The 10,773-nt window shown below is 59.5% G+C and carries 10 protein-coding genes; 1 reads left to right on the top strand and 9 read right to left on the bottom strand.

Translation table 11 applies throughout. The features are described from left to right. Nucleotides 1-34: 34 nt before the first annotated feature. The 9 genes from tagH to tssA are packed head-to-tail and all read right to left on the bottom strand — an operon-like array spanning nt 35 to nt 9,620. Entirely contained in the window at nt 35-1,180 is a 1,146-nt protein-coding gene (gene tagH / locus GIW04_RS22045) for a type VI secretion system-associated FHA domain protein TagH (RefSeq protein ID WP_236479193.1), read from the bottom strand. Nucleotides 1,181-1,191: 11 nt separating this feature from the next. After that, a complete protein-coding gene (locus GIW04_RS22040) occupies nt 1,192-1,323 on the bottom strand; it encodes a hypothetical protein (protein ID WP_003191783.1) in 132 nt (43 codons plus the stop codon). A gap of 35 nt (nt 1,324-1,358) precedes the next feature. After that, nucleotides 1,359-2,870 carry a sigma-54-dependent Fis family transcriptional regulator gene (locus GIW04_RS22035; RefSeq protein WP_120248156.1) on the bottom strand — a complete coding sequence of 504 codons (1,512 nt, stop codon included), beginning with the start codon at nt 2,868-2,870 and terminating at the stop codon, nt 1,359-1,361. A gap of 12 nt (nt 2,871-2,882) precedes the next feature. After that, nucleotides 2,883-3,890, bottom strand: coding sequence for a type VI secretion system baseplate subunit TssG (gene tssG / locus GIW04_RS22030; RefSeq protein ID WP_120248157.1), 1,008 nt, complete (start codon nt 3,888-3,890; stop codon nt 2,883-2,885). Beyond that, nucleotides 3,854-5,641, bottom strand: coding sequence for a type VI secretion system baseplate subunit TssF (gene tssF, locus GIW04_RS22025; protein WP_003191789.1), 1,788 nt, complete (start codon nt 5,639-5,641; stop codon nt 3,854-3,856). Before tssF ends, tssG begins: the two co-directional genes overlap by 37 nt. Next, nucleotides 5,631-6,032 carry a type VI secretion system baseplate subunit TssE gene (gene tssE / locus GIW04_RS22020; protein WP_120248158.1) on the bottom strand — a complete coding sequence of 134 codons (402 nt, stop codon included), beginning with the start codon at nt 6,030-6,032 and terminating at the stop codon, nt 5,631-5,633. The genes tssF and tssE overlap by 11 nt, the downstream gene beginning before the upstream one ends. Before the next feature lie 14 nt (nt 6,033-6,046). After that, complete coding sequence (gene tssC, locus GIW04_RS22015) at nt 6,047-7,525, bottom strand: type VI secretion system contractile sheath large subunit (RefSeq protein WP_003191792.1); 1,479 nt, start codon at nt 7,523-7,525, stop codon at nt 6,047-6,049. 27 nt (nt 7,526-7,552) lie between these two features. Next, nucleotides 7,553-8,050 carry a type VI secretion system contractile sheath small subunit gene (gene tssB / locus GIW04_RS22010; protein ID WP_003191794.1) on the bottom strand — a complete coding sequence of 166 codons (498 nt, stop codon included), beginning with the start codon at nt 8,048-8,050 and terminating at the stop codon, nt 7,553-7,555. Nucleotides 8,051-8,075: 25 nt separating this feature from the next. Beyond that, on the bottom strand, nt 8,076-9,620 hold the full coding sequence (gene tssA, locus GIW04_RS22005; RefSeq protein WP_236479194.1) for a type VI secretion system protein TssA: 1,545 nt from the start codon (nt 9,618-9,620) through the stop codon (nt 8,076-8,078). A 468-nt stretch (nt 9,621-10,088) separates the two neighbouring features. On the opposite strand from tssA, the gene GIW04_RS22000 reads away from it, so the two are divergent. Then, on the top strand, nt 10,089-10,604 hold the full coding sequence (locus GIW04_RS22000) for an Hcp family type VI secretion system effector (RefSeq protein ID WP_120248159.1): 516 nt from the start codon (nt 10,089-10,091) through the stop codon (nt 10,602-10,604). Nucleotides 10,605-10,773 lie beyond the last annotated feature (169 nt).

The raw sequence follows: 10,773 nt of genomic DNA, 5'->3' as shown, positions 1-10,773 counted from the left end.
TTCACAGCCTGGAGACCAGCGGCACCTCCTCCTCTTAGTGTTTGGCAAAGCCGCCGCCCACCGGGCGATCATTCTGCTGTTCTCGCCCCACCCCACGCTGGTAGTGACGCTGGTAGGCCCGCCAATGCCCGCCATCGGAGAAAAACCCGGCCGATTTGCCCTGGGACTCAAAGCACCCCAACAGGTGGCTGGGCTCAAAGGCCGCGCGGGCGTTACGTATGGCGCTTCGACAAGCGGCCAGCAGCGCAATCTGATGCACCTGCAGTTCTCGGTGCACCTGGGCAATGGCGCGCACGGCAGGCAGTTGCCCCAACTCCCGGGTATCGAGCATCGCGGCCAACGCAGCATCGGTGTCGCGATACACTTTCAAGGGGTTCTGGCCCGTGCCCTGACTGGCGAACGCCGCCGTACCCAATTCGCTATTCAGTTCTTCCCGAGTGCGCAAACCGTGTTGCAGCCCTTCGATCGTCAACCGAAACAAGCGTGCCACCTTGATCGCCAGTGCCTCCCGGGCCAGCGTGTCGAGGGCCGTAAGGTCGACACCCAGGACCGCTGCAAATTGTGACCAGAACACCTCGTTGGTCGACGGCGTCATCGCAACAGCGGGTACGGCGGCAACCCCTATCGAAGGGGCTTGCCGACGCGGCAATGCCACGTGCTCGCTATCGGCCCCAAAGTGATCTGCCCATATCGCTTGCTCATCGGCGCTCTTGTTCAAGGCCTCCAGATCATCCGAGGTGGCCTGCAGCTGGCGATCAAGCTCCAAGCCGTGCAGCGGGTCCAGCGACAGGAAAGCGTCATCGGGGATCGGTACTGCCGCGGGCGTCAGCAACTCGTCGGAAGGTCGCGTCGATTCCAGCAGGCGCGCACGTATCGTCAATACCCCCAGCTCGAAGACGTCACCGTCACTGATCAATCGCGCCTGCCCCTTGCGCAGGCGCTCAGGACTGCTGGCCAGCCCTATACCGTTGCGGCTGATATCCGTGAGGAAATAACGGCCTTCACGGTAACCGATCAACCCATGATGGCTGGAGAGTACGCGGCTGGCGTCAGGGATCACCCAGTCACATCCAGGGCCGCGCCCGATCACGCCGCCTGCACCGTCAAATACTTTGCGGGCCAAAAGTAGGCTCTTGTCGCTTTCGCACGCGCAGACCTCAAACACAAGCTGCAGCTTCATGCCCTCTCCTTTCAGCGGCCACGAATGATCGCCTGCGGATCACCCAAGGGGTGGTACTCGGCATCATCGAACACATAGTTGGCGTTACAGCCTCCCAACAAACACATCACCAGCACGACGACGTGCCACGCACGATCAGGCATCAGGCTTCTCCCCCAGTAAAAATCGAGTGCGTCATTCAGCGTTCCTCCCGGGCATCACCAAAGGGAATGTTCAAACGGGCCAGACGGTAAAGCAGGGTACGCCGGGCGACCCCAAGCTCCCGCGCGGTACGGGTGCGATTGCCGTGGTTCTTGTGCAGGCAGTCGAGCAGGAACGTGCGCTCCACTCGCTGCATACGTTGGCGCAGCGTCACGTCATCGGGAGTGGCCGGCTTTGGTGCCAGGGGCAGCGCCAGGTGCTCGGGCCGAATTATGCGGTCGTCACACAACAACACGGCGCGCTCCACCAGGCATTTGAGCTCGCGCACGTTGCCGGGAAAACCGTGGCTGGAGAGTTGATCGAGGGCCGTATTCGACCACTCGACAGGTGGCCGGCCCAACGCTGCGCACACCTTGGCCGTGAAATGGCGCGCCAGTTGCAGCACATCGCCGTCTCGCTCGCGCAGGGCCGGCAAGGTGATGGGGAACTGAGCCAGGCGGTAATAGAGGTCTTCACGAAAGCGCCCTTCGGCGACCATCGCCGCGAGGTCGCGGTGGGTCGCGGCAATGATGCGCACGTCGACCTTGTGTGCCGCACTGGCGCCCAGCGGGCGAACCTCACCCTCCTGCAATACCCGTAGCAATTTGGCTTGCAAGGGCAGCGGCATATCGCCGATCTCATCCAACAGCAACGTACCGCCATGTGCGGTGTCGAACAGCCCCGCGTGATTGCGTTCGGCACCCGTGAACGCGCCTTTGCGGTAACCGAACAGCTCGCTTTCAAGCAACCCTTCCGGGAACGCCGCGCAGTTTTGCACCACAAACGCCTTCGCCTTACGCGGCCCGGCCGCGTGAATGGCCCGGGCCACCACTTCCTTGCCCGTGCCGGTCTCGCCCTGCAGTAGCACGGTGTAAGGGGTGTTCAAGACTTTACTGATCAGCCGGCACGCCTGCTCCATCGCCACGCTGGTGCCAATCAAGCCGTATGCACCATCCAAGGGTGTGTTGCATTCGGGCTGTGTGCCAACGTTGGGCTGGCCATCGCGCAGTATGCGCAACTGGTTGACGGCGAAGCTGCCCAAATGCCCCAAGGAGGGAGCGTAGCCTTGCAGCTGGGCCGGGTGTTGGCGGGCGCACACCAGCACACCAGTCATGCGTTCGCACCGGTTGAACAGCGGCACGCTTAAGAGTGCCCGCCAAGGTGTCGCCAATGCTGGCAGGAAACACGTGTCATGGCCGCTGCCTTGCACATCCTCCAGGCTCAACGCTGTGCCCTGGGTCAAGGTGTCGTGCAGCAACTGTTGGGAATGCTGACCAGGCCGTGAAGGCACTACGGCGAGCGACGGCACCTGGGCAAGATGTTGGGCGATCAGTTCAAGCCCGCCGGTCACTTCATCGAGCAGGTACAATTGGCTGACGTCGCACTGGCTCAGCCGGGCCGCCGCGCTGACACATACGTCAAGCAACGCGTGTTCATCACGCTCGAACCCCAAGCGTGCGAAACAGGCAGACAGTGCGTCGATCATGTGTTGCAAATCCCTGTTCATCATGTCCATTCATCCCTAATGAAAATTGCCGGTTAGCGTGACGACGCCATCGGCCCGCTCGCGCCCCAACCAGGTGGTCCAGCCCAAGCGGCAAATCGTGTTTTCGCCAATGTGCAGGGCTCTGATCTGACCCTGTGCCATTACCAGACGCAGGTCGTATTCCAATGGATCGCGCAGGGTCAGGCGCACCAGTGAGCGCAGCGGCTGACAGGCCTTTCCCGTGGGAAGGAAGTCGTGAAAACGCTGCCACCCCAACGCGCGGACATGCACCCTGAACTTGCCACTGCGGTCAGCGACGCGGCGCCCCAGCACCAGGTCCTCGCCAAGCACACTGTTGGCCCGTCCCAGGTCATTGCGCTGTACCTGGCTGACCTCGACCTGGCGTTCAACCCACTGCTCGATAAACAACGCGTCGTGCTTGAAGTAGTAACGCAGGACCGACTCGATCAACGCCGCCGAGTGCACACGCACACTCAGCAGGCCCAGGTAGGGCAGCAAGCGCTTGCAATCGAGCTGGCAAGCGCCACGGATCGCGGCACCACCGAGCCCCGTCAGGGCAAACATCTGCTCGGAAAAACCGTCATTGGCGCCTGCCCGGAAACACGCCCGATAGCGGTATTTGCGCCAGATCGGGAGCATCAGCCGGTGCAGGCGATGATGGAACAGATCGAGGAAGTCTCGAGTCGGGTTGCCACCCGGCTGTTCGGCAAATGCCTGCTCACCATAAAACGCAGGCAGTGGGGACCCGGCGCCAAATAACCCCAGCACATTAAGACGCAGGCGTGCGCGCAAATGCCCGTGTTCCATAAAGAACTCCACTCGGTCAATATCGTGCGCGGCAAACCCCAAGCCAGGGTTGGCCTGGAACTCCAACTGGTCGTACAGCGCGTCCTCATCCAGCAGCGGATGAGCCTCACGCAATCGCTCGGTGACCTGCAAAACCGCCTGGAACAGCGTGTATTCACGGATACCCCGGCAAAGTTGATTCAGAGCAGGGGTTGCTGCCCGATCCGAGATGGCCATAGATACACGTCTCCTTGTGTGCTGATGACACGCAACTCGTGATGAGAATTGAGGCTGGCATAAAGCGCGAAGAACTGATTGAGGACCGAAGCGAATACGAACAAGTCGCCCTGACCGACAAAGCCCTGGGAATCGACGGTCAGATCGACCCGCACACCTCGCACGGGCAACCCACGATGCAGGCGATCAATCGCCTCATGACAGATGGCGCGCAACGCCCCCAGTCTTTTCTGGCTGACCTTCAGCGCCTGGCGATCGTAATAACGCGGCAGGTCGTAGGTTTCGAGAATCACTCTCAAGGCGTTGATATCGGTCAACGACAAATAGTTGAGCGACATGTTGCTGATGAGCTTCCACAGAAAATTCTGGTCCAGGGGCGGCGCGTAGCTCGCCGTTGGCGCGGTGATATTGCGGAACGTCAACGACTCCGGTGTCTGTTCGCCGGGCTGGTTGATGTCGCCTGCACGTAATTGCCGTGGCAGATTGCAATTGGTGCAGGTCAGTTCAACCGACAGGGTTTCCTGGCCCTGTTCGCGGCGATTGCCGAACCCCATCCAGGTGTCGAGCCCGGCATGTTGGACCGACGAACGTTGGCGAATGCTGTAGCTGGGCGGTGCCGCCAAAGGCTCAGTGTTGCAATCATGTTCAAACGACTCGAACGGCACGTAGGTTTGATAGCCCAAACCACCGGGGCGCCAGCCGGTGACCTTATCCACGGAAAACACGCTGGCATTGCCCGGCGTGTATTCCCCAGGCACCAGGAGGTACTCGTCCTGTTTACCGTCCAGGCGAATGGGAACGGCATCCTGGGTAAACAGGTTGACGATGGGCGTGCAATACAGCTTCACGTTATCCAGGGTAGGACGCAGGGGCTCACGGCCCTGGGTGCGAAGTTCGAAACGCATCACCAGGCCGTGCGCCTGCCGGAGCAACTCGTGAGACAACGTGTGCAACACGTCCAGGCCTTCGACATCGACAAACAGGTACTTCTCGGGAAACGCGAAGTACTCCTGCAGGTGCCGATAACCCTCCAGGGTGTTCTGCGGATAAGGAATCAACGCCTGCTCCGGGGCAAACCCCACCGGCCGGACGTGGTTGGCATTGAGCCGCAGCGTCACGGGTTGACCATCGCCGGCGTTGATCGGCAGACCATCGTGATCCACGAGCTGCAGGCTGATGCCCTCCAGGTGCCGCAATAGGCTCAGATACAGTCCCTGACTGATGTAATGGTCACCGGCCAGGTGCAGTCGCAGCGAATCGAATATCAACTCACTGAAGCTGCCGTCGACACTCATGCGCAGGCGCAAGTCCAACCAGGCCCCTTCGCCCTGGCATCTGTATTCCAGGCCGTTGAGCTGCAACGGCATGACGTCGGTGGCATAGCAGGTGCGGAACCGGCAACGCTCTCCTTGGATGGGGGCGCTTTGCACAGCAGTGTCCCGAGCCACCCGAACGCTGGGGCCGGCACGTTTCAACGGGTCGAATTGCAGGATGCTGAAGGCCGGTATCGGCCGCATGTAATGGGGCCAGAGCAGGTGCATCAATGAGTGCGTCAACTCCGGCAGTTCGTCATCCAGCTTCTGGCGCAGGCGCCCGGTCAGGAATGCGAAGCCCTCCAGCAAGCGCTCGACATCCGGGTCCTGGCCGGCTTCGCCAAGAAACGGCGCCAGGGCGGGATTACGTTCGGAAAAACGCCGCCCCAGTTGGCGCAGCGCGCTGAGTTCACTTTGAAAATAACGGTTAAGCGTCATCGGCACAGACCTCAACCCGCCCGGTATCGATAAGGCGCGCGTGGAACACCACAGGATGCAGGGCACCCTCAATCATCCGCTCAGCCTCAATGGCGAATGCCAGGGACAAGGAGTCACGCACAACCGGCAGCAGCCTGACACGTACATTCGTCAGCCGCGGCTCATAGGCCTGGATAAACCGTTCGATATGCAGGCGCGACTGACTCAAGGATTCATGCAAGCTGAGCCGCATGTCATTGAGGTCAGGCAAGCCATAATCAGGCAGCGTCCGGACACTGCCCGCACGAGTGCTGAGCATTTTCCCCAAATGTGCGGCGATGGACGCCACGGCGGCGCCCGGCTTAGACGCACCACGCTCAAGGCGTTCGAAAAGGCTGTTGTGCTCAAGCATGCCCTGGCCTCTGCTCATTCTTTATCGAGCTTGCCGACCAGGGACAACGTGAAGTCTGCCCCCATGTATTTGAAATGCGGGCGTACCGTGACGTTGACCCGATACCAGCCAGGCTCTCCCTCGACATCGCTGACCACAATGCGCGCGGCACGCAAGGGGCGACGCCCACGCACCTCGGCGCTGGGGTTTTCCTGGTCCGCGACGTATTGGCGAACCCATTTGTTGAGTTCCAACTCCAGGTCCGTGCGCTCTTTCCATGCGCCCAACTGCTCCCGTTGCAGCACCTTGAGGTAATGAGCCAGGCGGTTGACCACCATCATGTAGGGCAATTGAGTGCCCAAGCGGTAATTGAGCTCTGCCGCCCGGCCCTCCTCACTGATGCCAAAGGATTTGGGCTTCTGCACGGAGCTGGCGGAAAAAAACGCTGCGTTGTCGCTGCCCTTGCGCATGGTCAAGGCGATGAAACCTTCTTGTGCCAGCTCGTACTCACGCCGGTCCGAAATCAGCACCTCCGTAGGAATCTTGGTTTCGATCTCGCCCATGCTCTGGAAGTGATGCAGCGGAAGGTCTTCGACCGCCCCGCCGCTTTGCGGGCCAATGATGTTGGGGCACCAGCGAAAGCGCGCAAAGCTATCGGTCAGGCGAGTGGCGAAGGCGTAGGCGGTATTGCCCCACAAGTAATGCTCGTGGCTGTTAACCACATTCTCTTGGTAGGCGAAGGTCTTGACCGGGCACTCAAGGGGGTCATACGGGGTGCGCAGCAGAAAGCGCGGTACGGTAAGGCCAATATATCGGGCGTCTTCGCTCTGCCGGAAACTTTGCCATTTGGCAAACTGCGGGCCTTCGAAATGGTCCCGCAGATCCTTCAGGTCGGGCAACCCGGTGAAGCTTTCCAAGCCGAAGAAACTCGGCCCCGCCGCAGCGATAAAGGGTGCGTGGGCCATGCCGGCGACGCTGGATGCGTATTGCATCAGTTTCACATCGGGTGCACTGGGCGAAAGAAAGTAGTTGGCAATGATCGCGCCCACCGGCTGGCCGCCAAACTGGCCGTATTCGGCGCTATAGACGTGTTTGTACAACCCGGACTGGGTAATTTCCGAGGAGTCTTCAAAATCATCCAGCAGGTCCTGGCGCGAGACATTCAACAGCTCGATCTTGATGTTCTCGCGAAAATCGGTGCGATCAACCAGCAACTGCAAGCCTCGCCACGAAGCCTCCAGTGCCTGGAACTCCGGGTGGTGAAGAATCTCATCCATTTGCTCGCTGAGCTTGGTATCGATCTCGGCGATCATCCGGTCGACCAGGCGTTTTTTTACCGGTTCGTCACAATTATGTGGCTTGACCAGCTCTGCGATAAACGCCGACACCCCGCGCTTGGCGATGCCATAAGCCTCGTCGTCGGCGCTGAGCAATGTCTGGGAAATGATGTTATCGAGGATGCTACCGCCTTCGATAACCTGTATGGGTTGCGTGCCGTGTTGAATGGTGGTCATGGTGTCAGTGTCCTTTTACTGAAAATGTCAGGCTTGGGGCCTATCCAGCCCCAATTCGGCGAGCACTCGTGCGCGCGAGTCGCCATTGGCCAGCGTCCGCTCGATAGCGTTGCGAAAGCTGGGCGTATTACCCAGCGGGCCCTTGAGCGCCACCAACGCCTCACGCAAAGCCATCAGCTTTTGCAATTGCGGGATCTGCTCCACCAGGTTCGCGGGGTTGAAGTCCTTCATCGTGTTGATCCGCACCTGGACCGGCAACTCTTCCACGTCGGCTGCCTCCTGGAGGCGGTTGGGCACGCTCAGCGTCAGGCTCAATGCTTGCTTTGCCAACACCTCGTCAAAGGTGTGCTTGTCGATGCCGATGGGCTTGCGATCCTCAAGTTTGCGCGGGTCCGTGCGCAGGGAAAAATCTCCCAGCACCAGCAGCTTCAACGGCAGTTCGACGTCTTCCTGAGCGCTACCGACGGCGGGTTTGAAGGTAATGTTGATACGTTCCTTTGGGGCTACCGAACCGTCTTTGGCCATGGTGCTTTTCCTTTTTGATGAGGCACTATTCAAGTACTGCTTCCAGGTCGAAATGGCACAACCGGCGATGCAGGGTGTCTTTTGCGTCTTGTACGGTTTGGCTTTGTGGCAACAGGTCGTAGCAGCGATACAGGAGCTGGCCGACTTGCACGGCCAACTCCGGCTCCCAATTTTCCAGGCCCGTGCGCTGTAACTGCAGGTCGAGTTGTTCCAGCTGGATCCTCTCCAGGTCATGCTTGCCGGCCTCCACACACAACCTGGCCAGCGCCAGGTGCCAATGAAAGCGCGCTCGATCACCGCACGCCGCCCGCAGCCCTTGCTTGAACACACCCACCGCAGCCTTGAGGCCGTCCTTGCGCAGGCAGGGCATCACCGCTTGCAACGCCGCTTCCCAAGGCTGGGCGAGGCTGTCGACGACAACCCTGGAGGGCTCGGGCTTGTGTACGTGACGCATCACATGAAGCGCGATCCACTCACCTGTCGCGGGGTCGGCAAAGGGCGTGCCGTCCTCGAACCTATACTCAGGCAGGTTCGGCAGGCGATGCAGCAGCAGAGCGAATTGCATTTCCAGTTCGGTCATGGCCAGCTCTGCGTGCAAGGCCTCCAGGCACTCCCAGACCATGCGCAACCCGTCGAACCAGAACATCGCACCGGCCAGGCTGACCTCAAGTTCAAGCAACAGATCGGCGTAATGGCCTTGGCTGAAGCGGTCTTGATAGCGCTTGCGCTTGTCGCCAGCCAATGGGCGCAGCGCCGTCACCCGCTCACTATTGGCGTCGGGATAATTGACGAGCATCAGCCAGGCCAGGGTTCGGCCCAGGCGCAAGGCACGCGGGTCGGTGGCATCCTCACGCAACCACCAGGCACACAAAGGCCGAGCCTGCTCCTGCAATGCGCGCAGCCGTTTGTGCGCATCTTTTTCGTTATTGAGCGGTTGCTCGGGCTCTAGCCGCGGAGTTGGCGCTGGCTTGACCTGGGCAATGACGCCCGCGACGCCGCCAGGTTCGGCTGTAGCCTGGGCCAAACGCGCCGACAGCTGCCGGCGAACCGGCAATAGCAACGGCGCCTCGCTACCAAGCTGTTCGCCCCATAGCCGATCAAGACATTCCAGGTGTTCCAGCAGCGCTTGGCATAAAGGTCGTTGATCCTCCAGCGGGACGTTGTGCGCACACGCTTGTTCAAGGCGCGACACCAACCAGCCAAACGCCGCAATGCGGGTACGCAGCTTAACGGGATAGACCTGCGCCCAATGATGCTCGCAGAGTTCACGCAACACACCGAGCCCCGCCAGCAATCCAGCAAATGAATCACGCTGGTACAGGGCCCAAATCAACCAAACGAGGACGCGCAGATCCTTGGAATGCTCACGCAGAATGCACTCGCTGATTTCGCTGATCTTCTGCCAATCCGGCAGGCCCGCACCATGAATGGAGTGCGCCTTGCCCAGCTCGGTTTCCAGCACTTCAAACTCACTTGAATAGCGCATATCACTGCCAACAAAACTGCTTGGCGAGCACGCTGTCCGTGCAAGTTCTAAGTAATAGGCATATTGCTGTTCTGAATAAACGATTTTGGGCTGCACACAACCATCCAAGGCAAAGTAGGCAAAATTAACATCATTGTTAAACCGCCCTTGAACTTCCGCTCAAAACACATTGAAGTGAGCGAACCTTAGCCACGAAAAAAACAATCAGCAAGCAACAGAACGAAACTTAAGAAACATCCTACACCACTTGAAAATAACGGCCTGCGCAGCTATTTGCGCAGCCAATCCAAGCGAAACCCATCATCCACAGCCTAAAACCATGCATTTGCCAAACATATGACATGAGCAACTAAATGCGCATATCTGTGCAACTAATTACACTAAAAACCACCCACAGCACTACAGCAAATGCTCAATAAAGGATGCTGAGTATTTTTCGCCCTTATTTCATTGAGCCTCACACTTTCAGGCACGCTTCTTGTTATAGGAACCTGCCCGATCAGCGCTCTCGCTGCCCGGCAATACCTACTCAAACAGGCAAGGAAACCCGTCATGCCCACACCCGCGTACCTCTCCATCACCGGTGTCAAACAAGGTTTGATTACGGCAGGCACATTTACCCAGGACTCGGTAGGCAACATTTATCAGGAAGGCCATGAGGACCAGATTCTGGTGCAGGCGTTTGCTCATCAGGTAATCATTCCCCGCGACCCGCAGTCGGGCCAGCCGACCGGTCAGCGCGTGCATAAACCGCTGATGATCAGCAAGGTTTTCGATAAATCCTCACCCTTGCTGTTCAGCGCCCTGACCACCGGCGAAGAAGTGTCCTGCCGCCTCGAATGGCTACGCACCTCCTCGGCCGGAACCCAGGAGCATTACTTCACGATTGAACTGGAAGGCGCCACCATCGTCGACATCCAATCGCGCATGCCCAACTGCCAGGCCCCTGACAACGCCCACTTCACCCATCTGGAGGATGCGCACTTCACCTATCGCAAAATCATCTGGACTCACGAAGTCGCCGGTACGTCCGGCTCGGATGACTGGCGGAGCCCAGTGACGGGTTAACGCGAGCAGTAAAGACGGTAACCACGATGCGAAGCGAGCCGCTCTTGCTCTTGATCTGCTTGTGATCTTGATCTCAGGCGCCCCGTTAAACCACGCTGGCCGAACGCAGGCTTGAATTCGTGGGTAACCCGGCAGGACGCCGGGTTAGCCGCCCCGCGCCATGGATGGC

The organism is Pseudomonas sp. PA-4-8C (genome assembly GCF_021606625.1).
GTDB classification, from domain to species: Bacteria; Pseudomonadota; Gammaproteobacteria; order Pseudomonadales; family Pseudomonadaceae; genus Aquipseudomonas; species Aquipseudomonas lactis.
The sequence above is the reverse complement of the archived record's forward strand: the minus strand, read 5'-3'. Positions and strand labels throughout refer to the sequence as shown.

What these genes read in the sequence shown, in the direction of transcription:
- tagH (WP_236479193.1), bottom strand. Translation starts at nt 1,180, where the DNA reads ATGAAGCTGCAGCTTGTGTTTGAGGTCTGCGCGTGCGAAAGCGACAAG.
- GIW04_RS22040 (WP_003191783.1), bottom strand. Translation starts at nt 1,323, where the DNA reads ATGCCTGATCGTGCGTGGCACGTCGTCGTGCTGGTGATGTGTTTGTTG.
- GIW04_RS22035 (WP_120248156.1), bottom strand. Translation starts at nt 2,870, where the DNA reads ATGATGAACAGGGATTTGCAACACATGATCGACGCACTGTCTGCCTGT.
- tssG (WP_120248157.1), bottom strand. Translation starts at nt 3,890, where the DNA reads ATGGCCATCTCGGATCGGGCAGCAACCCCTGCTCTGAATCAACTTTGC.
- tssF (WP_003191789.1), bottom strand. Translation starts at nt 5,641, where the DNA reads ATGACGCTTAACCGTTATTTTCAAAGTGAACTCAGCGCGCTGCGCCAA.
- tssE (WP_120248158.1), bottom strand. Translation starts at nt 6,032, where the DNA reads ATGCTTGAGCACAACAGCCTTTTCGAACGCCTTGAGCGTGGTGCGTCT.
- tssC (WP_003191792.1), bottom strand. Translation starts at nt 7,525, where the DNA reads ATGACCACCATTCAACACGGCACGCAACCCATACAGGTTATCGAAGGC.
- tssB (WP_003191794.1), bottom strand. Translation starts at nt 8,050, where the DNA reads ATGGCCAAAGACGGTTCGGTAGCCCCAAAGGAACGTATCAACATTACC.
- GIW04_RS22000 (WP_120248159.1), top strand. Translation starts at nt 10,089, where the DNA reads ATGCCCACACCCGCGTACCTCTCCATCACCGGTGTCAAACAAGGTTTG.